General features: G+C 57.9%; 20 protein-coding genes, 2 tRNA genes and 1 pseudogene. 15 read left to right on the top strand and 8 right to left on the bottom strand.

The window, feature by feature from the left end; all coding sequences use genetic code 11:
- The first annotated feature begins 123 nt into the window (after nucleotides 1–123).
- A tRNA-Gly gene (locus AACW87_RS12340) sits at nucleotides 124–197 on the top strand.
- Between the two features lie 95 nt (nucleotides 198–292).
- A tRNA-Gly gene (locus tag AACW87_RS12335) sits at nucleotides 293–367 on the top strand.
- 147 nt (nucleotides 368–514) lie between these two features.
- Here AACW87_RS12335 and arcA read toward each other — a convergent pair.
- On the bottom strand, nucleotides 515–1,234 hold the full coding sequence (gene arcA, locus AACW87_RS12330; protein ID WP_010633329.1) for a two-component system response regulator ArcA: 720 nt from the start codon (nucleotides 1,232–1,234) through the stop codon (nucleotides 515–517).
- A 376-nt stretch (nucleotides 1,235–1,610) separates the two neighbouring features.
- Between arcA and AACW87_RS12325 the strand changes: the two genes are divergently transcribed.
- Both AACW87_RS12325 and AACW87_RS12320 read left to right on the top strand, forming a co-directional pair.
- Nucleotides 1,611–2,027 carry a DUF3293 domain-containing protein gene (locus AACW87_RS12325; RefSeq protein WP_241325084.1) on the top strand — a complete coding sequence of 139 codons (417 nt, stop codon included), beginning with the start codon at nucleotides 1,611–1,613 and terminating at the stop codon, nucleotides 2,025–2,027.
- Nucleotides 2,028–2,069: 42 nt separating this feature from the next.
- Nucleotides 2,070–2,549 carry a putative 4-hydroxy-4-methyl-2-oxoglutarate aldolase gene (locus tag AACW87_RS12320; RefSeq protein ID WP_241325083.1) on the top strand — a complete coding sequence of 160 codons (480 nt, stop codon included), beginning with the start codon at nucleotides 2,070–2,072 and terminating at the stop codon, nucleotides 2,547–2,549.
- A gap of 4 nt (nucleotides 2,550–2,553) precedes the next feature.
- Here the strand turns inward: AACW87_RS12320 and AACW87_RS12315 are convergent, their stop codons facing one another.
- Complete coding sequence (locus tag AACW87_RS12315) at nucleotides 2,554–3,030, bottom strand: hypothetical protein (RefSeq protein ID WP_241325082.1); 477 nt, start codon at nucleotides 3,028–3,030, stop codon at nucleotides 2,554–2,556.
- 172 nt (nucleotides 3,031–3,202) lie between these two features.
- On the opposite strand from AACW87_RS12315, the gene AACW87_RS12310 reads away from it, so the two are divergent.
- Nucleotides 3,203–3,601 (top strand): META domain-containing protein, encoded by a 399-nt coding sequence (locus AACW87_RS12310; RefSeq protein ID WP_042871037.1) that lies wholly within the window; start codon nucleotides 3,203–3,205, stop codon nucleotides 3,599–3,601.
- A gap of 161 nt (nucleotides 3,602–3,762) precedes the next feature.
- On the opposite strand, the gene aceK is transcribed toward AACW87_RS12310, so the two are convergent.
- Nucleotides 3,763–5,490, bottom strand: coding sequence for a bifunctional isocitrate dehydrogenase kinase/phosphatase (aceK, locus tag AACW87_RS12305; protein WP_241325081.1), 1,728 nt, complete (start codon nucleotides 5,488–5,490; stop codon nucleotides 3,763–3,765).
- A gap of 265 nt (nucleotides 5,491–5,755) precedes the next feature.
- On the opposite strand from aceK, the gene AACW87_RS12300 reads away from it, so the two are divergent.
- The 5 genes from AACW87_RS12300 to AACW87_RS12280 all read left to right on the top strand — a co-directional run bounded on the left by AACW87_RS12300 (nucleotide 5,756) and on the right by AACW87_RS12280 (nucleotide 11,972).
- Nucleotides 5,756–6,448 carry a tRNA/rRNA methyltransferase gene (locus tag AACW87_RS12300; RefSeq protein WP_241325080.1) on the top strand — a complete coding sequence of 231 codons (693 nt, stop codon included), beginning with the start codon at nucleotides 5,756–5,758 and terminating at the stop codon, nucleotides 6,446–6,448.
- Between the two features lie 258 nt (nucleotides 6,449–6,706).
- Nucleotides 6,707–9,166 (top strand): bifunctional aspartate kinase/homoserine dehydrogenase I, encoded by a 2,460-nt coding sequence (gene thrA, locus AACW87_RS12295; RefSeq protein ID WP_241325079.1) that lies wholly within the window; start codon nucleotides 6,707–6,709, stop codon nucleotides 9,164–9,166.
- 2 nt (nucleotides 9,167–9,168) lie between these two features.
- Nucleotides 9,169–10,149 carry a homoserine kinase gene (gene thrB / locus AACW87_RS12290; RefSeq protein ID WP_241325078.1) on the top strand — a complete coding sequence of 327 codons (981 nt, stop codon included), beginning with the start codon at nucleotides 9,169–9,171 and terminating at the stop codon, nucleotides 10,147–10,149.
- On the top strand, nucleotides 10,146–11,420 hold the full coding sequence (gene thrC / locus AACW87_RS12285) for a threonine synthase (protein WP_241325077.1): 1,275 nt from the start codon (nucleotides 10,146–10,148) through the stop codon (nucleotides 11,418–11,420). The genes thrB and thrC overlap by 4 nt, the downstream gene beginning before the upstream one ends.
- A gap of 129 nt (nucleotides 11,421–11,549) precedes the next feature.
- Nucleotides 11,550–11,972: a YybH family protein gene (locus tag AACW87_RS12280; RefSeq protein ID WP_241325076.1), complete on the top strand. Its 423-nt coding sequence runs from the start codon at nucleotides 11,550–11,552 to the stop codon at nucleotides 11,970–11,972.
- Between the two features lie 118 nt (nucleotides 11,973–12,090).
- On the opposite strand, the gene AACW87_RS12275 is transcribed toward AACW87_RS12280, so the two are convergent.
- Nucleotides 12,091–12,999, bottom strand: coding sequence for a hypothetical protein (locus AACW87_RS12275; protein ID WP_241325075.1), 909 nt, complete (start codon nucleotides 12,997–12,999; stop codon nucleotides 12,091–12,093).
- Nucleotides 13,000–13,159: 160 nt separating this feature from the next.
- Here AACW87_RS12275 and AACW87_RS12270 point away from each other — a divergent pair.
- Nucleotides 13,160–13,753 (top strand): annotated as a pseudogene (locus AACW87_RS12270) (threonine synthase); the annotation flags it as partial.
- Between the two features lie 114 nt (nucleotides 13,754–13,867).
- Here the strand turns inward: AACW87_RS12270 and AACW87_RS12265 are convergent.
- Nucleotides 13,868–14,782: a DKNYY domain-containing protein gene (locus tag AACW87_RS12265; RefSeq protein WP_241325074.1), complete on the bottom strand. Its 915-nt coding sequence runs from the start codon at nucleotides 14,780–14,782 to the stop codon at nucleotides 13,868–13,870.
- A 291-nt stretch (nucleotides 14,783–15,073) separates the two neighbouring features.
- On the opposite strand from AACW87_RS12265, the gene AACW87_RS12260 reads away from it, so the two are divergent.
- Nucleotides 15,074–16,024, top strand: a complete 951-nt coding sequence (locus AACW87_RS12260) for a transposase (RefSeq protein ID WP_241325073.1) — start codon at nucleotides 15,074–15,076, stop codon at nucleotides 16,022–16,024.
- 418 nt (nucleotides 16,025–16,442) lie between these two features.
- On the opposite strand, the gene AACW87_RS12255 is transcribed toward AACW87_RS12260, so the two are convergent.
- Nucleotides 16,443–17,366 carry a hypothetical protein gene (locus tag AACW87_RS12255; RefSeq protein ID WP_241325072.1) on the bottom strand — a complete coding sequence of 308 codons (924 nt, stop codon included), beginning with the start codon at nucleotides 17,364–17,366 and terminating at the stop codon, nucleotides 16,443–16,445.
- A 747-nt stretch (nucleotides 17,367–18,113) separates the two neighbouring features.
- On the opposite strand from AACW87_RS12255, the gene AACW87_RS12250 reads away from it, so the two are divergent.
- The 3 genes from AACW87_RS12250 (at nucleotide 18,114) to tsgA (ending at nucleotide 20,704) form a co-directional block, all read left to right on the top strand.
- Nucleotides 18,114–18,494, top strand: a complete 381-nt coding sequence (locus AACW87_RS12250) for a hypothetical protein (protein ID WP_042065734.1) — start codon at nucleotides 18,114–18,116, stop codon at nucleotides 18,492–18,494.
- A 287-nt stretch (nucleotides 18,495–18,781) separates the two neighbouring features.
- The gene (deoD, locus tag AACW87_RS12245; RefSeq protein ID WP_241325071.1) at nucleotides 18,782–19,483 is read left to right on the top strand and encodes a purine-nucleoside phosphorylase; all 702 of its coding nucleotides are present in this window, start codon (nucleotides 18,782–18,784) and stop codon (nucleotides 19,481–19,483) included.
- Nucleotides 19,484–19,540: 57 nt separating this feature from the next.
- Nucleotides 19,541–20,704, top strand: coding sequence for an MFS transporter TsgA (gene tsgA / locus AACW87_RS12240; RefSeq protein ID WP_241325070.1), 1,164 nt, complete (start codon nucleotides 19,541–19,543; stop codon nucleotides 20,702–20,704).
- A 90-nt stretch (nucleotides 20,705–20,794) separates the two neighbouring features.
- Here the strand turns inward: tsgA and AACW87_RS12235 are convergent, their stop codons facing one another.
- Together AACW87_RS12235 and AACW87_RS12230 are read right to left on the bottom strand one after the other, a co-directional pair.
- The gene (locus tag AACW87_RS12235) at nucleotides 20,795–21,472 is read right to left on the bottom strand and encodes a Crp/Fnr family transcriptional regulator (RefSeq protein WP_241325069.1); all 678 of its coding nucleotides are present in this window, start codon (nucleotides 21,470–21,472) and stop codon (nucleotides 20,795–20,797) included.
- 65 nt (nucleotides 21,473–21,537) lie between these two features.
- Nucleotides 21,538–24,783, bottom strand: a complete 3,246-nt coding sequence (locus tag AACW87_RS12230; protein WP_241325068.1) for a response regulator — start codon at nucleotides 24,781–24,783, stop codon at nucleotides 21,538–21,540.
- Nucleotides 24,784–24,931: the final 148 nt, after the last annotated feature.

The raw sequence follows: 24,931 nt of genomic DNA, 5'->3' as shown, positions 1-24,931 counted from the left end.
AAAATGTTTGATGGAAAAAACAGCTTGCTGCTCATTAGTTGGTCGAACAGCTTGATTTATGGTAAAAAACAGCACTGCGGTGATTGCGCTCGGCGGCAAAATGCATATAGTAGAGGCCCTGACGCGGGTGTAGTTCAATGGTAGAACGGTAGCTTCCCAAGCTGCATACGTGGGTTCGATTCCCATCACCCGCTCCACATTCTGATCCCCGGTAAGCAAGCCGTCTTGTTATTAGCGCACTGCTTCTCGACGTTCGTTTGATGCCTGGTATCTGCTGCGATTTTGATGCCTAGCGGGCATCGTATAATGGCTATTACCTCAGCCTTCCAAGCTGATGATGCGGGTTCGATTCCCGCTGCCCGCTCCAGCTTTCATGCAAAAAGCCCACTCCTGCGAGTGGGCTTTTTGTTTTCTGGCTCATCGGATGTTGCCAGCTGTGCTTGCCCCGAACGCCGTAAACGAAAGAGGCGCCAACGGCGCCTCTCTTACCACACTGGGATCCGACGAGCAGGGATTATTCCTGTTCCAGCTCACCACAGAAGCGGTAGCCTTCGCCATGTATGGTGGCGATGATCTCCGGGGTGTCATTGACACTTTCGAAGTGCTTGCGAATACGGCGTATGGTGACATCCACGGTACGGTCATGAGGCTTGAGCTCGCGGCCGGTCATCTTCTTGAGCAGCTCGGCACGGGTCTGGATCTGGCCCGGGTTTTCGCAGAAGTGCAGCATGGCACGGAATTCGGAGCGCGGCAGCTTGAACATGTCGCCAGCCGGGCTGACCAGTGCGCGGCTGTTGATGTCCAGTGCCCAGCCGTTGAACAGGTAACGTTCAACCAGCTTCTTCTCTTCGCCACCGGCGGCCACATTCATGGTGCGGCTCAGCAGGTTGCGGGCACGAATAGTCAGTTCACGGGGGTTGAACGGCTTGGTGATGTAATCATCGGCGCCGATTTCCAGACCCAGGATCTTGTCCACTTCATTGTCACGACCGGTCAGGAACATCAGGGCTATGTTGTCATCTTCACGCAGCTCGCGTGCCAGCAGCAGGCCATTCTTGCCCGGCAGGTTGATGTCCATGATCACCAGATTGATGGTGTGGGCGGTCAGGGCTTGATGCATCTCGTCGCCATTGTTGGCTTCGAGCACTATGTAGCCTTCGGCCTCGAAGATGCTTTTCAGGGTATTGCGGGTGACCAGTTCGTCTTCGACGATCAGAATGTGTGGTGTTTGCATGAGTATTCCCAGATTCTTATCAGTTAGTTATCTAAATTTTAACACTCTTTGGCGTTACCCGACCGGTCCTGAAAATTTATTACGTCATCCTGGGTATGAATGTCAGGTCGGATTATCGCGAATTTGGCATCAGCGTTGGCAAACATCCCTGTGCCACACATAGGCTCTCAACAAGTCTGATCGAGAGAAGCCTGGAAAGGTAGTCCATTACAAAAGTGGCTGCATTTTATCAGTTAACAGGCGCATAACAACACTCTTTGCCGTCAGATAGCAACTTTTTAACTCTGGTTTGATATAGGTCAAACCCTGAGTTCACAGCATGATACTTGGGGTTGCCCCCATTTTCGCCCTTATAAAATGTAATGGAATGTAACATGTGGTTGACATGAATTTGTGGGAAAACTACAGAAAAATTTGTTTTATTGCACCCTTTGCGGCGCCGCAATGGCCCGCCTACGCCATAGTGACGGCCTGGAATCCGGCCAGTCGAGAGGTGGGAATGCGTCGTAATACCCGGCGCCAGCGGGCCCTCTGGCGGGTGATCGCGGCATCTTCCCGCATGATGGCCATGGGGCTCTGCTGGGGGAGCTCGCCCGATGAAAGTTGGCGTGAATCGTCGCTGTTGCTGGCTTCCTCCCGCGCTGAGGCCATCGATCTGGCAGCCCGTTTCGGCCAGAACGCCCTCTATTGGGTGGAGCGGGGGGAGCTCTGGCTGCTGCCGGTATTGATGAAAGGCATACCTCTCCATCTGGGCAGAATTGAATCCCACTGGATTGTCAGGAACCCGGCTTGATGAAAGAATGAGCGAATTCATGTCCATGGAAGGAAGCTTATGATGCTGGATCTACTGCCCGACCTCTGCGATCAACACGGCGATGCCCTGCAAGTGGCCGAGCCGCTGTTCCACAATTTTGGTGGCAAGCCGCTGTTTTATGGCCAGGCGGTCACCCTCTCCTGCTATGAAGACAACAGCCTGGTGCGGGAGCTGGTCACGCGGCCCGGCCAGGGGCGGGTGATGGTGATCGATGGCGGTGGTTCGTTGCGCCGCGCCCTGCTCGGTGATCAGCTGGCCATCAAGGCGGCGGAGCAGGGATGGGAGGGGATCCTGATCCACGGCGCCGTGCGCGACGTGGGCACCTTGGCGACGCTGGCGCTGGGGGTCAAGGCGCTGGCGGCCTGCCCGGTCAAGACCGAGAAGCGGGGTCAGGGTGAGCTGGATGCCGTGGTGTCGTTTGCCGGGATGACCATACATCCGGGTGACTACGTCTACGCCGACCTCAACGGCGTACTGGTGAGCGCCACCCGGCTCATCTGAGCGGTCAGAAGTTGAGGCCGACGCCTATGCTGAGGGACTGTTCCGTGCTGAAGGCGCTGACGCCGTAGTTGGCCGTGATGGCCAGCTGCGGGGTGAGCAGCAGGCTGGTGTTGAGCTCCAGCAGTGTGCTGGCCTTGTTCACTTCCAGCTGTTTGAGCTGGCTGCCGATGTTGAGCATGGGGGAGAGCTGGTAACGCACCCCCGAGCTGATATTGAAGCCAGTCTGCTCGCTGTGGGTGCCCACAGCCGGCCCGGCTTCCATGTAGAGGCTGACATCGTCCTGTACCGGATACTGGTAGCCGGTGTTGATGAGCCAGAGATCGAAATTGTCGCTGTGATGGGACTGGCTGCCGAGCAGCACGCCGGAATAGCTTTTTACGTAGAGCTGGCTGTTTGCCTCGCTCTTGAGGAAATCCCAGTCGGCGGCCTGGGCACCGAGGCTGAGGCATGAAGCGAGTGCGATGATGAGTGGTTTGACCATTCTTTTCCCCTCCCTGGGTCCGGAACAGGAATACAAGCATGGCACATGCCAGCTGCTAGTAAAGGCAACCCAGATCACAATAAAACAGTTTTAATCTGTCGCCGACTCATGATAAACAGGCCACCATCATCACTTTCCTTCCCCTATTTCTCTCACATCAAGAGGTGAACCCATGAACAAGAAACTGACCCTGCTGGCCGCACTGGCACTGGGAGGCTGCGCCATGGCAACTGGTTCCAATCTGGCTCAACTGCAAGCCTCCACCTGGCAGCTGCAGGGGGCGAGCGGCGATACCTTCACCCTGCAGGTTGCGGGTGACAAGGTGGCGGGCAAGGGCGGCTGCAACCGCTATTTTGGCGGCATCACCCAGCAGGGTGACGGCGTATTGACGCTGGGGGCCATGGGCTCGACCCGCATGATGTGCATGGGCGATCTGGCCGGCAAGGAGATGCTCTATCTGCAGAAACTGGAGAAGGTGGCAACCTTCAAGGTCAGCGGCCAACAGCTGGTGCTGAGTGATGCCAACAAGGTGGCGCTGCTCACCTTCGATGCCATGCCGGCCGCCAAGTAACTGATATTCCTGTCAGAGGCTGTCGTAGCATGCGCAGGCAGCCGCGATCAGCAAGGGACGCCGCGGCGTCCCTTTTTCAATGCTGTTTTGCGGCTTGTGCCAGCAAGCATCGCAAGATGCATCGCATCTTGAATCACCGGCAAGGCGCCGAGAGTTAATCCTCATCCCCCCCGCTGGAACTTGAAGCGCTTCTTGCGTCGATAGGGATAGACATCCTCGAACACCCCCACCTTGATGTTGCTCTGCAGCATCTTCCAGTAGTTGGCGTCGAACATCTCCTTGTGCAGCTGCATCATGATCTCCCGCACCTGGGGCTTTTGCAGCAGGAAGGTGGCGAACTCCTCGGGGAAGATGTCGTTGGGGGCCACCGAATACCAGGGCTCGGCGCTCCATTCATCTTCCGGGTAGCGCGGTGGCGGGATCTGGCGGAAGTTGCACTCCGTCATGTAGCAGATCTCGTCGTAGTCGTAGAAGACCACCCGGCCGTGGCGGGTGACGCCGAAGTTCTTGAACAGCATGTCGCCGGGGAAGATGTTGGCCGCCGCCAGCTGTTTGATGGCGTTGCCGTACTCCTCCAGAGCGAGCCGGGTCTGCTGCTCGTCCGCCTTGTCCAGATAGAGGTTGAGCGGGATCATCTTGCGCTCTGTGTAGAGGTGCTTGATCACCAGCTTGTCACTGGTGATGGTGAGCGCCGAGGGAGCCACCGTCTTGAGCTCGGCCAGCAGCTCGGGCGAGATGCGATCCAGGGGAAACTCGAAGTTGGTGAACTCCTGGGTGTCGGCCATGCGGCCCACCCTATCGTGCTGTTTTACCAGCCGGTACTTGGCCTTCACCTGCTCGTGGCTCACGTCCTTGGGCGGGGTGAACTCGTCTTTTATCACCTTGAACACAACGTCATAGGAGGGGAGGGTGAACACGCTCATCACCATCCCCTTGATGCCGGGGGCTATGATGAACTGCTCCCGGCTCTGGGCCAGGTGCTGCTGATAGTGGCGATAGAGCTCTGTCTTGCCGTGCTTCTGGCAGCCGATGGCGTTGTAGATCTCGTAATCGGGCTTGTGGGGCATGATCTGGCGCAGAAACACCACAAACAGCGCCGGCACAGGGGCATAGACCATGAAGTAGGCGCGGGCGAAACCGAATACGATGGAGGCCAGCTCCGGCTCGAAGATGACGGTATCCACATAGATGCTCTGGCCTGTGCTGAGCAGCGGCAGAATGAAGGGGAATACTTGCCCCTTCACCCGAATAAGCCCCACCAGATAGGCGCCCTTGTTGCGGTAGAACACCTCTTTGAGCAGCTCGATGGCGAACGGCTCTTCATGCAGGATCTGCGGGCCGTTCTCGGCAAGATGGCGGTGGATGTCGACAATGTCGCGCTGCTTGTCCTCGTTGGGGAGGGTGAAGCTGTAATCCCCCAGCATCTGGCTCAGGGTCTGCGGCAGGTGGGCCAGATCGGTGCGATAGACCCGCAGCAGGGCGCTCAAGTCGGGATGCTCTCCCCGGCTGCGAAACGGGTGGATGTAGAGGTTCTCGTCGCGAATGTTGCGATGGCGGAAGATGCGGCGATAGACGGAGTTGAAGAAGGACTCCGCCACCTCGAAGTTGTCACAGCGGGGCAACAGATCGCTGAAGGCGCCCTTTACCCGCTTGAGCAGCTCCTGAGTGGCGTGATGCTCCCCCATCATCTGCTTGATCAGGGCCGTGGTGGCGCCCACGTGGTGATCGTAGAGGCGAATGCGCTCGCGCCCGGCGAGCTGCACTCCCAGCCAGTCGCTGTTCTCGAAGCGGCTCTTGCTGCCCTGGGTTATCTCGAGAAAGCGGCTGTAAAACGACTCGAAGCGTTGCAAGATAGTCTCGGCGACGGCCTGTTCCAATGGCTGCTGCATCTCTCTCTTCCTTGTGATGTGTCGGCCGGTATGGCGGCTGAGTCCGGGGCTGGTCTGTCGTCCTGTCCTTGCCCTGCAAGCGCTCAATCACTCGCGGCATTCATGCCGAGAATGGCTGGCAGTTTGTTCACACGTCTGGCCACTATGGCAACATTCAAACGTCTGTTCAAGTGGCAATTTCGGGGGATAAACGGTAGATTGCGCCCCTGTTTTGCCGACCATTTACCGCCTGTTCGAGCGGTCGGCCTGCCCAAGAGGAAACCCAATGAAACTCTATTTTGTGCTGGTGGCGCCTGCCCGGGCACCCAATGTCGGGGCCGCTGCCCGCGCCATGAAAACCATGGGCTTCGATGCCATGCGACTGGTGGCGAGCCGGGTACACGAAGAGGAGGAGGCGAGCTGGGTAGCCCACGGGGCGCAGGACATTTTGACCAACGCCGAGGCATTCGACACCCTGCCGGAGGCGCTTGCCGACATGGATCTGGTGATCGCCACCACGGCCCGCCAGCGCGGCCGCTATCAGCACTACCTCACCCCGGGGGAGATCCGCGAGCAGATCCGCGTCAAGCCCTCGCTCGGCAAGGTCGCCATCGTGTTTGGCTGTGAGGAGTCGGGCCTCTCCAATGAGCAGCTGGCCCACGCCGACCTGCTGAGCTATCTGCCGCTCAAGGTGAGTTACCCGTCGCTGAACCTGGGGCAGGCGATCATGCTGTATGCCTACGAGATGAGCCAGTTGCTGGATGAGCCGCAGGCTATAGCAGAAAATTTTGATAACGCCGGGCAGGTTCGTGTACTGAAACACAAAACAGCAGAAATACTTGGTGAACTCGGGGTTTATCAGGATGAAAAACTGCATCAATGGGTAATGGACCGAGTGCCCATGCTGCCACAGCGGGATTTGAATATGCTGCATCTGCTCTGTAAAGACCTCGCCCGCAAACTCGGCAAAGAGGTTTAGGTTGACAGCCTTGCTGTCGGCGCGGTATTGCTAAAAGCCAGCTTCGTTCAAGAGTGTTCGTCATGCAGTCATTCACCAACGTCATCACCACCACCATTATTACCGGTACCACCACAGGTGGCACTGGGGCCGGTTGATGCGCTGACGAACAAGCACAGAAATCAAAAAAGGCCCGTACCCACCCAGTACGGGCCTTTTTGTTGAGTTGTTTTTAGACCGTTTTCAGATCAATTTGCAGGGTTCACAGGGAGATAAGCGATGAGAGTGTTGAAGTTTGGCGGGTCGTCACTGGCCGACGCAGAGCGTTTTTTACGGGTAGCCGATATCGCGGTCAATACCCACGGCCAATCCCAGGTTGCCCTGGTGCTGTCGGCACCGGCCAAGGTGACCAATCACCTGGTCGCCCTGGTGGAGCAGACCAGTCGCGGCATGGATGCCAGTTCCACCCTGTTTGAAATCAACGGCATCTTCTCTCGCCTGCTGGCCGGCTTGAAGGCAGCCTATCCGGCGCTGGACGACAAGGCGCTGCAGGCTCGTCTCACCGCCGAGCTGGATCAGGTAGAGCGACTGATGCAGGGCATAAGGCTGCTGGGGCTCTGCCCGGACAACGTACAGGCCCGCATCCTGAGCCGTGGCGAGAACCTCTCCATCGCCTTCATGCACGAGTTGCTGCGAGTGCGCGGCCTCGAGCTGGATATCATAGTGCCGGAGCAACTGCTGGCCACCGACGGCGGCTATCTGGAAGCCCACGTCGACATCGAGGCCTCCCGCCTGCGCTTCGCCGCCAAGGGGCTGCGTTCCGATTGTCTCTACCTGATGCCGGGCTTCACCGGCGGCAGCGACAAGGGCGAAACCGTGCTGCTGGGCCGCAATGGGTCGGATTACTCAGCCGCTGTGCTGGCCGCCTGCGTCGATGCCGAGTGCTGCGAGATCTGGACCGACGTGGAAGGTTGCTACAACTGCGATCCCCGTCTGGTGCCGGACGCCTACCTGCTGAAAACCCTCTCCTATAAAGAGGCGATGGAGCTTTCCTACTTCGGTGCCAAGGTACTGCACCCGAAAACCATAGCCCCCGTGGCCCAGTTCCACATTCCCTGCCTCATCAAGAACAGCTTCAACCCGCAGGGGCCGGGCACCTTGATTGGCGTCGAGCAGGGGGATGACGACCTGAAGGTGAAAGCCATCTCGGATCTCTCCGGCATGTGCATGTTCAACGTCTCCGGCCCCGGCATGAAGGGCATGGTGGGCATGGCCGGCCGGATCTTCTCTGCCGTCTCCCGCGCCGGGGTCAGCATAGTCCTCATCACCCAGTCATCCTCCGAGTACAGCGTCAGCTTCTGTATCCACAGCTATGACAGCGACAAGACCCGCAAGGTGCTGGAGCGCGAGTTCGAGCTCGAATTCAAGAACCAGCTGCTGGATCCGCTCGAGATCATGACAGATCTCGCCATCATCTCCCTCATCGGTGACGGCATGCGCACCTCCAAGGGGATGGCGGCACGCTTCTTCACCTCGCTGGCACAAGCCTCCATCAACATCGTCGCCATTGCCCAGGGTTCGAGCGAGCGCTCCATCTCTGCGGTGGTGCGGGATCGCAAGGTGGCCGAAGCCATCAAGGCCTGCCACCAGAACTTCTTCGGCAGCCAGCAGTTCATCGACTTGTTCGTGGTCGGCGTCGGCGGTGTCGGCGCAGCCCTGGTGGATCAGATTGCCCGCCAGCAGCCGGTATTGGCCGAGCAGGGCACAGGCCTGCGGGTGGTGGGCATCGCCAACAGCCGCCAGATGGCGGTCAACAAGGACGGGCTGAATCTCGCCAACTGGCGTGAACAGCTGATGGAAGCCCGTGACAGCTTCAGCCTGGAAGCGGTGCAAAAGCTGGTGGAAGAGAGCCACCTCATCAACCCGGTGATCGTCGATTGCACCTCCAGCGAGGCCATCGCCGTCCAATACGCTGACTTCCTCGCCGCCGGTTTCCACGTGGTTACCCCGAACAAGAAGGCCAACACAGGGTCGCTCGATTACTACAAGGCGCTGCGCCGCACCGCTCGTCAGACTCGTCGCAAGTTCCTGTACGAGACCAACGTCGGCGCCGGTCTGCCGGTCATCGAGAACCTGCAAAACCTCATCAAGGCCGGCGACAAGCTGCGCGCCTTCGATGGCGTGCTGTCCGGTTCACTCTCTTTCATCTTCGGCAAGCTGGATGAGGGCATGGCTTTCTCCGAGGCGACCAAGATTGCCCGCGGCAACGGCTTCACCGAGCCGGATCCGCGCGACGATCTCAACGGCATGGACGTGGCCCGCAAGCTCTTGATCCTGGCCCGCGAGGCCGGCATGGCGCTGGAACTCTCCGATGTCGAGGTAGAGCAGGCACTGCCGCCGGGCTTTGACGTGAGCGGCGACGTGGAAGCCTTTATGGCCCGCCTGCCAGAGGCCGATGGCTGGTTCCGAGACCAGTTCGCGGCAGCCCAGCGAGAAGGCAAGGTGCTGCGCTACGTGGGCTCCATCGAGGGTGGCAAGTGCAAGGTCGCCATCAAGGCGGTCGGCGCCGATGAGCCGCTGTTCAAGGTCAAGGACGGGGAGAACGCGCTCGCCTTCTTCTCCACCTACTACCAGCCCATCCCCCTGGTGCTGCGCGGCTATGGCGCCGGTACCGAAGTGACCGCAGCCGGCGTCTTTGCCGACGTGCTGCGCACCCAGAACTGGAAGCAGGAGTTGTAAGCATGAGTTCAGACATGTACCAGAGCGGCAGCGTGGTGGCCTATGCCCCCGCCTCCAGCGCCAACCTGAGCGTGGGATTCGATGTACTGGGGGCGGCGCTCGCCCCCGTGGATGGTTCCCTGTTGGGGGATCGCGTCCAGGTGAAGGCGGCTGACGTGGCATTTGCCCTCTCTTCCGTGGGCCGTTACGCCCACAAGCTGCCGGATGATCCCAAGAAGAACATCCTCTACGATTGCTGGGTGGCCTATGGCGAGGCGCTGGAGAAGCGCGGCATCAAACTCAAGCCGCTCGAAATGGTGTTGGAGAAGAACCTGCCGGTGGGCTCGGGCCTCGGCTCCAGCGCCTGCAGCGTGGTGGCGGCACTCGAAGGCCTCAACGCCTTCCACGGCGCGCCGCTCAATGAGCACGACTTGCTGCTGCTGATGGGGGAGATGGAAGGCAAGATCTCCGGCTCCGTTCATTACGACAACGTGGCCCCCTGCTATCTGGGCGGCATGCAGCTGGTGCTGGAAGAGCACGGCGTTATCAGCCAGGGCATTCCGGTGTTCGAGCAGTGGTACTGGGTGGTCTGCTACCCGGGCACAGTCGTCTCCACCGCTGCCGCCCGCGCCATACTGCCGGCCCAGTATCGCCGCCAGGACTGCCTCACCTATGGCCGCCGCCTAGCGGCCTTCGTGCACGCCAGCTACACAGGTCAGGAGGGATTGGCGGCCAGCGTACTCAAAGATGTGATTGCCGAACCCTACCGCGCGGCGCTTATCGAAGGTTTCAACGAGGTGCGGGCCCAGGCGGCCCAGAATGGGGCCCTGGCCACCGGCATCTCAGGCTCGGGCCCCAGCGTCTTCGTGGTGATGAAGGATCTGGTCCAGGCCGAGCGGATGAAGGATTGGATGGACGCACATTTTGTGCAGAACGAAGATGGATTTGCCCGGGTCTGCAAACTGGACATGGCCGGGGCACGGGTAACAGGAAGCGAGCTATGAATCTTTACAATATCAAGGACAAGAGTGAACAGGTCAGCTTCGCCCAGGCCGTGCGCCAGGGTCTGGGCCGCGAGCAGGGGCTCTTCTTCCCCGAGGTGATTGCGCCTCTGGCAGACGTGGATGCCCTGCTGGACTTGCCGCTGGCCGAGCGCTCCGCTCGCATCATCAGCCACCTGCTGGGGGACGAAGTACCTGCCGCTAAAGTGAGTGAGTTGATCGACGCCGCCTTCACCTTCCCGGCGCCCCTGGTGAAGCTCAATGACGGCACCTATGCCCTGGAGCTGTTCCACGGCCCGACCCTGGCGTTCAAGGACTTCGGTGGCCGCTTTATGGCCCAGTGTCTGGCTGCGTTCAGAACCAATGACAAGATCACCATACTCACCGCCACTTCCGGTGACACAGGCGCCGCCGTGGCCCACGCCTTCTACGGGCTGGAGGGGATTGAGGTGGTCATTCTCTACCCCAAGGGCAAGATCAGCCCCTTGCAGGAGGCGCTGTTCTGCACCCTGGGCGGCAATATCCGCACCATCGCCATCGACGGTGACTTCGATGCCTGTCAGGCGCTGGTGAAAGATGCCTTCGATGACGAGGCGCTGAAAAAGGCCATCGGTCTGAACTCCGCCAATTCCATCAACATCAGCCGCCTGCTGGCCCAGGTTTGCTACTACTTCGAAGCCCTGGCCCAGCTGCCAACAGCCGACCGCGCCAAGGCAGTCATCAGCGTGCCGTCCGGCAACTTTGGCAACCTGACCGCAGGGCTGATTGCCAAGGCGCTGGGGCTGCCGGTGAAGCGCTTTATCGCCGCCACCAACGCCAACGACACTGTGCCGCGCTACCTCAAAACCGGCCAGTGGGAGCCGCACCAGACTGTGGCAACTCTGTCGAATGCCATGGACGTGAGCCGCCCCAACAACTGGCCGCGGGTCGAAGAGCTTTGCCGCCGCGAAGGCTGGGCGCTGGAAACCTTGGGGTCAGGCATGCGTGACGACGCCCAGACCCGCGCTGCCCTCAAGCGCCTGCATCAGCTGGATTACCTGTGCGAGCCCCACGGCGCCATCGCCTGGGATCTGCTGGGCGAACAGCTGGCTGAAGATGAAGTGGGGGTCTTCCTCTGCACCGCCCATCCCGCCAAGTTCAAGGCGTCGGTGGACGAGATCCTGGGTCTCGATGTGCCGCTGCCCGGCCCGCTCGCCAAGCACGCCGTGCTGCCGCTCTTGTCCCATAACCTGCCGGCGGAGTTTGCTCGCCTAAGGGCCTTCCTGCTCGGTTAAGCACTTAACAAACATCCCCCGGCTTCGGGGGATGTTTGTTTTCAGCCTCCGGCGGGGAAACCGCATCGGATTAAGAACCTATTCACGGCCTCGCAGTAAGAGCGTGAACAGCTTCTAAGGAGCACAGTTATGAGCCAGCATCCACTACGCGCGCTTATCGAGACCTACGACACCGCCATCTCCCGGTGCGACTTCGATGCCCTGATGGCCTTCTACGCCGAGGACGCCGCCCTGGTGGTCAAACCCGGCATGGTGGTGCGCGGCATTCCCGCCATCCGCCGCGCCTTCGGGGCCATCTCGGACCATTTTCAGGGCCGGCTCCAGGTCACCCAGGGTGCCATGGAGGTGATAGAAGGGGCCGATAATGCCCTGGTGATCATGGAGACCTGGCTCAATTACCCGGATGGTCAAAGGGGCCTGACTGATGAAACCCGCCGCGCCACCTATGTGTTTCGAAAGGATCTTGGTGGGGAGTGGCGCTGCACCATAGATAACTCCTATGGCACAGCATTGTTGGAGGCATGCTTGGCTGTTGCAACGGACCGTCAGTAGGGGACCTCATGGCCGCATTACAAGAGATCGTCTACGAGGCGTGGAGCGATGTAGTTATACAAAGAAGAGCCCACCAAGGGCTCTTCTTTTCTCTTGAAACTTCGATAGTAGGCTGTGATTAATTGGATTTTCCAATGGCTTGAACGCCATCTTCACAGAAGTCATAACCATCGCAGTATTGAATTCTGTAGACATACTCTTTGCCGGGGATCAGAGGATTTTTTTCCGAGTTGATATCGATATAGCGGTCATCATTGATACCTAGGCGTGCCAACGTTACAAATTTCTGATCTTGTGATTTATTGAATTTTTCTGCCCGGGCAATCTGAGTAAATTTATGCTGGCGGGTCAAACTATCAGTGTTGTCACTATTGTTCCAGAGCAGCTGAATCTCTCCAGCCAGGTCATTGGTCGCTTTTTGCTGTGTTGGTTGATTGAATAGTGCATATTTCACTTTGATAATTGCAGATTTGGTGTCAATTGAGAGTCGGTGTTCGGTGAGTGGCTCGAAAGAAGCTACATTAGTGCCACACAATGAGAGATATTTTGGCATGGGATTGGTGTATTTCGGGTAATCTTTTTCATCGTAGAAGTTCATGGAGAGTTGAGTGTTGCCACCGTAATAGGGTGTTGCTTTTTCTATGTTTTTCACTTGAGTGAGCATGAAATTATTTGGCGACGAGCTAGCCTCTACTGAGATCGTCATGAAGGTATGGGAATCGCTAGTAGCTGGTTGATAGAGTTCATTAGTGCCGCGCAGTAAATAACTGCGATATTTAGGGTCTGAATACATGGCAGCTGACATACCGATCCTGCCAGCAGAGGCGCCACCTTCCGCATTGGAGCCGGTATCGTTGAAGTTATGGCCAATCAGCAAGTGAGCACCTTCAGGGGTATTGAGACGATACATCTGACATCCGGAAATTATCCGTTGATACTCCAATGTGATCAAATGAGAGGTCGGTGGTTGCTCGGCTGCGGCTGAAGTGGAGATAATGGCTAGAGCGGCGAAGAAAGCGCGTTTCATATAATTCAATCTCGAATAAAAAAGAGCACATACTCTATCCCATATGAGCCCTGGAATGTGCTCCATATGGGTGTTGAAACATTTATCTTTGCTTGATTTTTATATGGGCCGTCTTTTTACTCAAAAGAAGAATTAGGACTCTCGCTTTCTTGTCTAAACCGTGACCCAGTTGTTAAAAGCAAGTCGCGCCAAGGCGGTCATCAGCGTGCCGTCCGGAAACTTCGGCAACCTGACCGCAGGGCTGATTGCCAAGGCGCTGGGGCTGCCGGTGAAGCGCTTTATCGCCGCCACCAACGCCAACGACACTGTGCCGCGCTACCTCAAAACCGGCCAGTGGGAGCCGCACCAGACGGTCGCGACCCTCTCCAACGCCATGGATGTGAGCCGCCCCAACAACTGGCCTAGGGTAGAGGAGCTGTGTCGCCGCAACGGCTGGGCGCTGGAAACCCTGGGCTCGGGCATGCGTGACGACGCTCAGACCCGCGATGCGCTCAAACGCCTGCACCAGCTGGATTACCTGTGCGAGCCCCACGGCGCCATCGCCTGGGATCTGCTGAACGAGCAGCTCGGTGAAGATGAGGTGGGGGTGTTCCTGTGCACCGCTCATCCGGCCAAATTCAAGGAGTCGGTGGACGCGATCCTGGGGCTGGACGTGCCGCTGCCCGGCCCGCTCGCCAAGCACGCCGTCCTGCCGCTCTTGTCCCACAACCTGCCGGCGGAGTTTGCCCGGTTAAGAGCGCTTCTGATTGAGTAAGACTGGTTAAGCAAGATAGCTGGGTGCTGAATGGCAGCCATAAAAAATCCCCCGATATCGGGGGATTTTTGTTTTCTGCGTTGAGGTCGAGAGCAACCAGACATCGGGAGCAAGTTATTCCACGGCCGTTTTTTCACAGCTGGGGTTGCCCAGATCGTCGTGAACACTGCAATCCCAGTTATGCACACCATCGCTGAGCTGGTCGTATTCCACCTTGGCTGCGGCCAGGTTGACCCCTTGCAGTTCGGTCGGCTGGACGTTCACATACCAAACGCGTGTGCCATCGGTGACGAAGTTCTCCTGCAGAGGTTTGATAAGGTCGCTGTCGACCCCTTTTGGCAGGGGCGCGATCCGCTGGTTGCCGCTGTAGAAGCCGTCTTTGGTCACGGCCGAAGAGAAGTTCAGGCAGTGGAAACTGGTGGCATCCACCTCTTGTTGGGCTTCCCCCTCGAAATAGAGAGTGCCATCAATCTTGGCCCACCCTTGGCAGACGTCGTACAGCGCGACTTTGCCCTTGTGGGGAATGACCTTGGTCTGTTCGGCCACATAGTAGTAGTGGTGCTGGTCGGCGGCCTGGCCATGGGCCGTCTTCAGGTGCTTGGGATCTGCCCCCTCGAGCAGTTCGCCGGTGACGAGAAAGACATGGCGCCCGTCACTCGCGAAAGGGTGGTCGAGCAATGCAAACGCGGCTGTATTGACAGGCACCTTGATTTGCTCGCAATAGGCATAGGCCTGCTGCCCGCTCAGCAGGAAGCTGCCAAGCGCCTTGGCAGTATTGATATCGAAACTGTCAGGCAGTGGCTGTGCGTTACAAAAATAGCGCCCCTGTGAGAGGGCAATACTGAAATCATCGTTGCGATATGTGACATCAAAGTCTGTCGGCACAGCTCCGGCCAGCTGTGTCCCTGGTTGATTGCCATAGGGTTTGAAGACCACCTTTCCGGCGTCAAGTTGATAGGGGGCAGCGATCTCTGCATGAGTTACCAGTGGCAGACAGCACGCCAGCAGGGCGCAATAGCGAACATTCATAAGGGCTCACTGTTTATTGAAAAGGTGGGTGATGATTCAAAGCGGCAGCCTGGGTCTCGAGAAAACAGTATGCCCCAAAAGTGGTGCCGTTTGGCATCATACGTAAGGTGGTTTCCATATGGCAAGCATAAAGCACCGTCAAGACAACCAACCAGAGAGGCGGGGGCGTTGTACGACTTTTTCAAATTGGTGGTTCAAATTGGGAGGTTCAAATTGGGACACCCACCTTTTTGACAGCGGCGCAGTGCTGTACTTGGCTTGAGATGAGAGGTCACTGTCGAGGGGTGAGCCATGACCATTGCCCGTTCACGTCAGATCAGCTTGCAGGATACGCCTTATTACCATGTGGTCAGTCGCTGTGTACGGCGGGCTTTTCTGTGTGGGGAAGATGTTCATTCTGGCCAGAGTTACGAGCATCGGCGCCAGTGGGTGGTTGACAAGCTGGGCCAGCTGTCGCGACTGTTTGCCATCGGCGTCTGCGCTTATGCGGTGATGAACAATCACTACCACCTGGTGCTCAAGGTTGAGCCTGATACGGCCACCAACTGGAACGAGCGGGAGATAGCCGAGCGCTGGGCTGCCCTGTTCCAATGGCCGCTGCTGGTACGGCGCTGGTACCAGGGGGAACCCCTGATTGAGCCCGAGCTGGTTGTAGTGCAGCAGCTGATAGGGGAGTGGCGCGAGCGGCTTCACTCCATCAGCTGGTTTGTGCGGCTGCTCAATGAAAACCTGGCACGGCAGGCCAATCGGGAAGATGGCTGCAAGGGCCATTTCTGGGAAGGGCGCTTCAAAAGCCAGGCTTTGCTGACCGAGTCGGCCCTGCTCGCCTGCATGGCGTATGTGGACCTCAACCCGATACGGGCTGGATTGACCGACCGGCCCGAGCAGAGCGATTACACCAGTATCAAACAGCGTCTCGAGAAAGATCCCGGCACCGATGTTTTGCCACCACTATTGCTGCCGTTTGCCAGTAAGTGCGAACCTGACGGCCTGCCCTATGTCTTCACTGACTATCTGATGCTGGTTGACTGGACCGGCCGTGCAATTCGGACCGACAAGCGGGGTTATATTCCGGCCCGCCTGGCCCCAATCTTGGTGCGGTTGGGCCTTGATGGTGCCCGATGGCTGAAACAGGTGACCCTGTTTAGGCGACAAGGGATCAGAGTTGTGGGAGACAAGGCACATTGTCAGCAGTTCGCCCACCACTGTGGTCAACAACGATGTCATCAGCCACCTTACTAATCCGTTAGCCCCTGTCTTCTCCCCGTTTTTTGCATATGTTCCGGTGTCAGGCATTGCCATGTTTGTACAAGTGATCTGTCAGGCAAAAACCGCTCGTTTGCCCGATTGTTACTGTTTCCTTGGGGTCAGTATTCATGATTGCAGAGATAGTCAGTGGCTCAGAAAGGTGGGTGTCCTAGATATTTTCTAGATATTTTTCCTAGATATTTTCGGTGTCCTAGATATTTGCTGTTGCTGGTTTCCTTTGTTGCCTGAGTGGGGCTTGAAAGGGAGTATTGGTTAGAAAGGATGTGTTGCATCTGTGGGCTAAGGAAGTGAGTGTATCCTAAATTGTGCTCCCATTTTTACATCTGAGTGAAACCCTGCACCTAGAAGATGCAGAGTGAATTAGTTCAGATTAATGATTTTTAATCTTAGCTTATTTTTTTATTGTCAACTTTATTGGGATGCCATCAAACTTTTGGAAATGCCCCTTCTCCAGAAGTAGTTTGTTTTTATACTTTTCGTTGTGCATTCTAACCTCTGTCTTCATAAAACTATCGATAAATGATTTTTTGTTTCCAAGATAATTAATGCATTTTATTTTATTTCTTTTCTTATTGCTTAATCGGGTGAATATGGAGTGATAGCGAGCGTGACCATTGTGCATATGCGCTAGAAGTGATGTATCTAGCCCGACATCGACAAAATTTTCATTTTTGATGGCAATATTAAGTATGGATTTCATGTCGCTAAGGTTATCATTGGCATGTAATTCTGTTACTTTAGTAGAGTCATATGCAATACCATGGTGCTTTTCAAAGCATAAAAAATCTGAATAAATCAAGTTTATTAAAGGGTAAAACTTTTTATCTTTTGTACTCAGTAACTTAAAAATAATCTGCGAACGATGATCTGTATCATGCTGCCCTATTTTAAGAAAGCACATATCCTTCCTAAGCTTTAGAAAAGTAAGTAAATAATAATCACCATCAATGATCTCACATTCTTTTATTGCAATATCTGGATTATCAGCAACATAAAGAACAGGATTGTTTTTCTTATTGAATCTTCCTATGGGTACGTTGACTATTGTGGGTTTAGGTGGATAAAAATCGTTAATTTCTATATCGCCATAATGAAATTTAATAGCATCATCATGACTGATTTTTCTAACTCTTGAGAATATAGTTCCTTTTCTATAAATGAATTCTTCAGCAGAAAACCCTGAAATATCAAAGCTGTTTTCGGTACTATTTGGGAAAAAGCAATCTCTGATTAATTTATAGTATCCATCAATGCCTATCTTATCATCAAATTTTTCAAAACTCATATTTTTACACTCTTGGCTTTCTATGTTCATTTTGGTTATTTGCTAAGTGAAAAGCGGGTGGTTAGAGTAACTTCAAAAAATCATATAAATGATCGAATTGTATAAATACTACTCATGCATTGTTGCTATTCCCCTTTAAAAAGAAAATTAAATATAATTTAAGTTGGTGATGCCAGTCGATAAATAATATAATACAAATATTTTCTTTAGATAAATATAATACATGTATGTTTTAAGGCTTCGTACATCACAGTTCGAACGCTCTAATTATTGCATGCTCAAAACTCCTAATATTATGGTCTTTACTAATAAAAATCCCGCTACCGCCCGTGGATTACAACTTCCAATATGCTCTATTGACCAGCGAGGGCAGCAGCCCATCGCAGCAATAGGCACCGGATGGCTATGTTAAGCCAATCGAATCTGGTCTCACCAGTCAAAAATTGACGTAACTATCAGGAATATCTGCGTTTTATGCGCTGGCTCAAGAAATCGCTGTGGCAGGGAACTGGATTCCCATGACCCTTGATTTTATTGGTGTTGGCGAGCATCGCGGAGAAGAGGGGGATGGCTTGCTGTTGAGGTGTAACTGGCCGGGGAGAATCCCACTTAGCCAATCGGCGCTATAGTGCGGGCTATGGTGCCCTGTGCTCCGTGTCCCTTGCTGGCGAGGCGGGGGATCTGCGGCAACAATCAGCTGTTGCAATAACAGCTATTTGCAAACCATCGCCGTGCAAACAGATCACCATGCCAACACATCACAATAAGGAACGTTATATGAAGCGTATTGCCATCCTGTTCGGCCTGCTCTGCGGCAGCGTGCTGCTGGCCAATCCGGTCTTTGCCAACGACGCTGCCCAGTTGCAGTGCGAGGCGCAGGCCGCGGCCAAAAAACTGGCGGGCGCCGCCAAGACCAGCTTTGTGGGCAAGTGCGTGAAAGATGCCGCCGGCGCCAAGACGGGCGAATGCGAGAAAGCGGCGGCTGACAAGAAGCTGGCCGGTGCGGCCAAGAACAGCTTTATCCAGAAGTGCGTGAAGACGGGGGCGGCGATGGATCCGGCGGCCAAGTGCGAGAAGGCGGCGGCCGACAAGAAACTGGCCGGCGCGGCCAAGAACAGCTTTGTCCAGAAGTGCGTGAAGGATAGCGCCGCCAAGTAAGGCATTTTCTCATTCGGTGTGTTTGCGGGGGGCCATCAGGCCCCCCGCGCTTTTTGGCGCGCACACCGGGGCGTTATCGCTGAGCGGGTGACGGGGCGTTTGCCGCAGGGGCAGGGCTGATTAAGGGCCGCTGAGCGGTGGCGAAGGGGGGCGAGTGGGGGTGGCCTCGGAGAAGTTGCCGGAACTGGGATCTCGATCGGGGCAACAGGACTTTTGTCCTGCAAGGGGAGGCGAGGAGGGGGCTAGGATGCGCTCATCTACAGGAGTCAAACTGGAGCACAACAATAATGACAGCTCATATCAATGCCAACCCGGGCGATTTCGCCGACACCGTCATCATGCCGGGGGATCCGCTGCGGGCCCGCTATATCGCCGAGACCTTTCTGACCGATGCGCGCGAGGTGACCAATGTGCGCAACATGCTGGGCTACACCGGCTACTACAACGGTCAGCGCATCTCCGTGATGGGCCACGGCATGGGGATCCCCTCCATGGTGCTCTACGCCCACGAGCTGGTGAACGACTTCGGGGTCAAGCGCATCATCCGCATCGGCAGTCTGGGGGCGACCCAGCGCCACGTGCAGATGCGCGACGTCATCCTGGCGCAGGCGGCGGGCACCGACTCCCCGACCAATGCCAAGCGCAGCGCCGGCTACCAGATGGCGACCTCGGCCGACTTCGCCCTGTTGCACAAGGCGTTCACCCTGGCGCAGGAGAAGGCTATCCCGGTCAAGGTGGGCAATATCTTTACCGGCGATCTCTATTACGATCCGGACGAAAACCTGATTCCGGCGCTGGAGAAGTTCGGTGTGCTCGGCATCGACATGGAGGTGGCCGGTCTCTACGGGCTGGCCCATCAGCAGGGGATAGAGGCGCTCGCCATCCTGACCGTCTCCGACCACTGCCTGACCGGTGAAGAGACCACCGCAGAGGAGCGGCAGCTCTCCTTCAACCAGATGATCGAGCTGGCGCTGCACACAGCGCTGTAGCGCCGCCGCCACCCCGCTGTACCTTGCACGTACCCTGACCCTTATGAGAGATCCAATATGAACAATAAGCTCTCCCTCACAGCCATCAGCTTCCTGGCCAACTTCGTGATGGCCGGTTTTGCGACCCAGTTCGGCATGCTGATTGAACCCATCGCTGCCAAGTTTGGCGCCGATGTCAATCAGGTGGCCTCCATCTTCTCCCTGCTCAACGGCGGGGCGCTGGCTGGCACTATAGCGGCCTTCTTCCTCATCGAGAAGGTGGGTCTCAAGCGGATGACGCTGCTCTGCTACGGGCTGATCGCCCTGGCGGCGGCATCGCTCCACCTGACCGGCTCGCTCTATGTGGTGATGGCGGCCATGACGGTGATTGGTCTGTGTGGCGGGGTGGGGCTCTGCATTGCGGGGACCCTGGTGGTGAGCGTCTGGAAGGCGCGGATGCAAAGCACCATGCTGGTGGTGCAGGATGCCACCTTCAACGTGGCCGGGGTGGTCTTTCCACTCATCACCACCTACACCCTGACCCACGCCATGGCGTGGAGCTGGAGCTATCTGGCGGTGGGTGTGGTGGCGCTGGCGACCATGCTGGTGGCGGTGCTGACCAACTTCCGCAGCTGCGAGGCGGGGGGCGAGAGCGCCGGCAACGAGCACTCGGAGTGGAACCTCGGCATCATCAGCGGCGGCTTGGGGCTCTTTCTCGGTATGCTGGCGCTCTACACCTTCCTCACCTGGGCGCCCATGTTCGTGAAGAACAAGTTCGGCATCCCCTTCGAGGAGGCGGGCAACATCATCACCCAGTACTGGACGGCTGCCCTGCTCGGCGCCCTGGTGTCGACCGCCATCGTCACCCGCATTCCGATCCGCACCTTTCTGCTGGTGATCATCACCCTGGCGATGGGGATGACGGCGTTGATCGTTACCACCGACAACCTGAGCCAGCTGCCTTACCTCACCTATGGTTACGGCTTTGTCTGCGCCGCGCTCTACAACGCCTTTATCGCCTATGGGGTGTCGTTTGTGCGCCAGGCATCGAGCAAGAACGTCTCCTATATCCTTATCAGCGGCAGCGCGGGGGCCATGTTCAGCCCGGCTATCAGCGCCCTGCTGGAGCAGGTGATCGGCTTGCAGGCGGTGATGTACGCCATCCCTGTCATCTATGGCGTGATTCTCGCCATGTTGGTGGCGTCGCTGAAAATGGCGCGGCCCCAGCCTTGTCTGGCCTGATATAGAGATTGAATAGCAAGAGGGGCGGTATCGACCGCCCCTCTTTTTATCCTGTTATTGCACCCTGTTGGCGTGCGTTGCCTGCTTTGTTTATGGCTGTTCCAGAAACGCCTTGAGCCCGGCCAGATCGCGGATCTGCAACCCCTCCTCGCCGCGCGCCACCAGCCCCTTGTCCATCAGCTCTTTCACCGCCCGCCGGTAGACCCGGTCCGTGGTGCCGAAGCGTTCCGCCTCCTGATACCCCTTGCGAAAGCCGCTCACCGGATTGTCGTGGCAGTGACTGTGATAGAGGTCGAGGGCGATGTTGTAGCTGATGGGGTAGAGCATGCGGCAGGTGAAGATATCCACAGTGTCCTGATAGTCGATGGCAATGGCCGTGGCGAAGAAGAGCGCCACCCTGGGGTGGGCGACCAGCGCCTGCTCCAGCCGTTCACCGTCGATGCGGGCCACTTCCAGCGGCTCCTCGGCCATGATGTCGAGCTGGCAGCGGTAGCCGGTGAAGAACTCCATCTCGCCAAACAGCTGGTTATCGCACTCCAGGGTGCCGAGCTGAAAGCGGCGGCCGTTCATGGCGGTGTGGCCCATGGCGATGCGGCCGCTCTTCACCAGTACCAGATCCCGCAACGGCTCCCCCTGACGCATCAGGGGCTCCCCTTCCGGGATAAGCCGCCGCTCCGTGATGCAGGAGCTGACCACCTGTTCGATCAGATCGTGGCCGGCCTGCCAGTGGGGCTGAAAGCGGCCCTTGAGAAGGGGTTTGAGTTGCATGGAGTGTGCGCACCTGCTGAAAACAAACGGCTATTACACACGCTTGCGGGCGGATACTCCAGCCCTTAAACCCGCTCGCCAGTCCGGGTCTGGGTCTCAAGCTGGTTGAGGCTGGCGAGCGCGGTGCGCAGGCGGGCAAGACCTATGGGCTTGTAGAGGCAATCATCCATGCCGGCGGCCAGACAGAGCGCCCGCTCGCGGGGCAGGGCATGGGCGGTGAAGCCCCAGATCGGCAGCTCATGGCCGCGGGCGCGGATGCGGCGAGTCAGCTCGAAACCATCCATCAGCGGCATCTGGCAGTCGGTGATGACCAGATCGAAGGGGTGGCTCTGGATGGCCCGCAGCGCCTCGACTCCGTTGCCGCGCACGCTCACCTCGTGACCCAGGTGCTTGAGCTGCTGGCGCAACAGTATCTGGTTGGCGTGGTTGTCATCCACCACCAGGATCTGCAATTGCGTCGTGCCACCCGGCGCCGGGGATCTGATCCCGTCGCCGTGTCGGGGCGGCTGCACGGCGGCATCGTCCAGCGGGGTCAGCGGCAGGCGGATCCTGAGTTCTGTGCCCACCCCGAGCTGGCTGCTGACCTCTATCTTGCCCCCCATCATCTGGCACAGGATCCGGGCAATGTTGAGGCCAAGGCCAGTGCCCGCGTACTGATAAGGGTCGTGGGCGCGATAGAAGGGGTTGAACAGCAGGGGCAGCTTGTCGGGCGCTATGCCCACCCCGCTGTCGGCTATGGTGAGCAGCAGCAGGGGGCGAGTGGCGTCCCCGCCGAGTGTGGCCCTGAGGCTCACCTCCCCCCGCTCGGTGAACTTGATGGCGTTGCCGAGCAGATTGAAGATGATCTGGCGCAGCCGCAGCGGATCGATCAGCACCCGCGGCAGGGCGTCCAGGGTGACGAGGTAACTCAGCCCCTTCTGCTCGGCCATGCCCCTGAACACCTGGGCCACGGATTGCAGCAGCGGCGCCAGCTCGCAGGGGGCGGGGGAGAGCGTCATCTGGCCCGACTCTATGCTGGAGATGTCGAGCACGTCGCCGATGAGATCCAGCAGGCCGTTGGCGGACTCGGAGGCGATGCGCAGCTGCTCGCCTGTGTGGGGCGCGAGCGCCGGATCCTGAATGGCGAGCTCCAGCATGCCGAGAATGGCGTTCATGGGGGTGCGGATCTCGTGGCTCATGGTGGCGAGAAAATCGCTCTTGGCCCGGCTGGCGTTGTCGGCCTGCTCCTTGGCGTGGCGCAGCGCCTCCTCCATGGTCTTGCGCTCCGTGATGTCGATCCAGCCGTTGATCACCCCGCTGATGGCCCCTTGGCCGTCGAAGTAGGGCACCATCCAGTGGTAGACGAACTGGCGCCGCTCCGTGTTGCTGAAGATGCGATCCGAGAGGATGGGACTGCCGCTTCGCAGCGCCTGCTGGAAATCCTGCTCCAGCGCGGCGATGGCATCGGCATTGATGTGCCCCCGCAGCCCCTCGACGAAGGATTTGCCCAGCACCTGCTCCAGCCGGGCACCCAGGATGGCCAGGTACTTGCTGTTGCAGAGGATCACCTTGCCGACCGTGTCACGCACCACTATGGGGTGGGGCAGGCTCTCCCCCAGCGCCTCGATGAAACGCACATGTTCTTCCAGCTGGCGACGGGAGGCCTGCTCCGCTTGCGCCAGCCGGTTGAGCATGCGGTTGCGGTAAAACAGCAGCAAGGCCAGGCCGAACAGGGCCGCAAACAGCAGGTAGAAGTAGTGGGCGTTGCGCTCCATGAAGGTGGGCGCCGGCAGTTTCCGGTTGCGCCACTCGTAGCTCATCATGGCCAGCTCGTTGGGGGAGATGGAGAGTATGGTCTTGTCTATGATGCGCATCAGCATGTCGTGGCCCGGCATGCTGGCAAAGCCCATCTTGATGGGCATGCTGTCGGCGGGCCCGGCGATGCGGATCCTGGCCAGCCGGCCGCAATCCACCGCGTTCTGGGCAAAGTAGAGTGGCACTATGGCGGCATCGAGCCGGCCACTGTCGACGGCCCGCATCGCCTCGTCCGCGCTCTCCATGAAGCTCACCTGGCTGGCGGTCAGGCCCCTGGCTATGGGGTTGTAGTCAGTCGAGCCTACCCGTTTGCCCGCCAGTTCTCCCAGGGTGCCATGCAACTCATCCCCTTTGCGCGCGACTATCACGTAGATGTCGTCGGTGGAGTAGGGGATGGAGGCGTGTAGCCGGTAGCTCTCGGCCACCGGCTTGGAGATGGCGCCGATGAGATCCAGCTCGCCACTGCGCAGGGCCTCGTTGCGCGCCTGCTCCGAGCGAAACGACACGAATTCGAACGTCAGGCCGGAGCGCTTGCTCAGCTTGGCCAGCATGTCCACCGACATGCCGGTGAGCTGGTTGTCGTAGTCCCGCACGCCATAGGGATAGAGATCGTCCACCAGCCACACCTTGACAGGTCTGGCCCTGGCCAGCCAGGCCAGCTCGGCGGCGTCATAGATGTCGGCCGGGTTGTCGACTATGTCGCGGATGGGCCCGTTCCACTGGCTGAAGATGAGGCTGCGGGTCACGTCGTTGACCTCTTGCAGTGTGCGGTTGAGCAGGGCCAGCAGGTGCGGGCTGCGCGTCGAGACAGCGAACCGGAAGCCGTCCGGGGCCAGGCTGGGTTGTGCCTCGCGGCGCTGGATGAGTTTGTCGAAGCGCTCGCTGTTGAGGTAGTGCATGGAGTGGATGTCGCTCAGCAGCAGCTGGTCCCGCCCGAAGAAGACGGCATCGAAGGCCGCCACGTTGGAGGGGTAGCTGACCAGGGTGAGCTCAGGGTAGTAACGTTTGAACTCGGCCGGATCGACGTACCCCTGCACTGTGGCGACGCGCTGGCCCGGCAGCAGCAGGGGGCCGGATTCAGATTTCAAGGCCGAGAAAATAGGGGTATTGCTGAAGTAGCGCTGGCTGAGGGCGATGCCGGTCTGCTGGCGCTTGCTCAGGCTTAGGTTGCCGAGGTTGACCATGTCGAGCTTGCCCGCCCGCAAGGCTGCCAGTGCGCTCTGCTTGTCATCGAACGCCTGCAGCACGATCGGCTTTTGCAGCGTCTTGGCCACTATGTTCAGGTAATCGGCGGAGATCCCCTCGAAGCGGCTGTCCGAGACTATCATGGCGAACGGGCGATAGTCGTGACGCAGCACGCCGACCCGCAGCGCCTTGACTTGCCTGAGCCAGTGCTGCTCGGCCGGCACCTGGGAGGCGTAGCTGCTCTGTATGTAGTGGCGGCTGTGCAGGGTCAGCGCCTGCAGCGGCAGGGAGATCAGCAGGCCGAGGAGGAACAGGGATCTTGTAAGCTTCATCATGCTACCTGGGTTGCGACAACCATCCCTGCCTGTCAGAAAACGCCCGAAAGGGGCGATTCTACCGCAAAGTCCCGCGCCATGAGTCCCTATTTACCTGTTTATCAGTGCTTGCACCATGAAAAATGGCGGGACAGGCCCGCCATAT

Source organism: Aeromonas sp. MR7 (assembly GCF_963899385.1).
GTDB lineage: Bacteria > Pseudomonadota > Gammaproteobacteria > Enterobacterales > Aeromonadaceae > Aeromonas > Aeromonas bestiarum.
Note: the sequence above shows the minus strand (reverse complement) of the source record. Positions and strands in the feature narration are given on the sequence as shown.

Bases quoted from the DNA above. Each gene is read 5' to 3' on its own strand.
- aceK (WP_241325081.1), bottom strand. From the start codon at position 5,490: ATGCAGCAGCCATTGGAACAGGCCGTCGCCGAGACTATCTTGCAACGC.
- AACW87_RS12300 (WP_241325080.1), top strand. From the start codon at position 5,756: ATGAAACTCTATTTTGTGCTGGTGGCGCCTGCCCGGGCACCCAATGTC.
- AACW87_RS12315 (WP_241325082.1), bottom strand. From the start codon at position 3,030: ATGGTCAAACCACTCATCATCGCACTCGCTTCATGCCTCAGCCTCGGT.
- AACW87_RS12230 (WP_241325068.1), bottom strand. From the start codon at position 24,783: ATGAAGCTTACAAGATCCCTGTTCCTCCTCGGCCTGCTGATCTCCCTG.
- AACW87_RS12260 (WP_241325073.1), top strand. From the start codon at position 15,074: ATGACCATTGCCCGTTCACGTCAGATCAGCTTGCAGGATACGCCTTAT.
- AACW87_RS12250 (WP_042065734.1), top strand. From the start codon at position 18,114: ATGAAGCGTATTGCCATCCTGTTCGGCCTGCTCTGCGGCAGCGTGCTG.
- AACW87_RS12235 (WP_241325069.1), bottom strand. From the start codon at position 21,472: ATGCAACTCAAACCCCTTCTCAAGGGCCGCTTTCAGCCCCACTGGCAG.
- tsgA (WP_241325070.1), top strand. From the start codon at position 19,541: ATGAACAATAAGCTCTCCCTCACAGCCATCAGCTTCCTGGCCAACTTC.
- AACW87_RS12265 (WP_241325074.1), bottom strand. From the start codon at position 14,782: ATGAATGTTCGCTATTGCGCCCTGCTGGCGTGCTGTCTGCCACTGGTA.
- AACW87_RS12320 (WP_241325083.1), top strand. From the start codon at position 2,070: ATGCTGGATCTACTGCCCGACCTCTGCGATCAACACGGCGATGCCCTG.
- thrC (WP_241325077.1), top strand. From the start codon at position 10,146: ATGAATCTTTACAATATCAAGGACAAGAGTGAACAGGTCAGCTTCGCC.
- deoD (WP_241325071.1), top strand. From the start codon at position 18,782: ATGACAGCTCATATCAATGCCAACCCGGGCGATTTCGCCGACACCGTC.
- AACW87_RS12255 (WP_241325072.1), bottom strand. From the start codon at position 17,366: ATGAACATAGAAAGCCAAGAGTGTAAAAATATGAGTTTTGAAAAATTT.
- AACW87_RS12310 (WP_042871037.1), top strand. From the start codon at position 3,203: ATGAACAAGAAACTGACCCTGCTGGCCGCACTGGCACTGGGAGGCTGC.
- thrA (WP_241325079.1), top strand. From the start codon at position 6,707: ATGAGAGTGTTGAAGTTTGGCGGGTCGTCACTGGCCGACGCAGAGCGT.
- AACW87_RS12275 (WP_241325075.1), bottom strand. From the start codon at position 12,999: ATGAAACGCGCTTTCTTCGCCGCTCTAGCCATTATCTCCACTTCAGCC.
- AACW87_RS12280 (WP_241325076.1), top strand. From the start codon at position 11,550: ATGAGCCAGCATCCACTACGCGCGCTTATCGAGACCTACGACACCGCC.
- thrB (WP_241325078.1), top strand. From the start codon at position 9,169: ATGAGTTCAGACATGTACCAGAGCGGCAGCGTGGTGGCCTATGCCCCC.
- arcA (WP_010633329.1), bottom strand. From the start codon at position 1,234: ATGCAAACACCACACATTCTGATCGTCGAAGACGAACTGGTCACCCGC.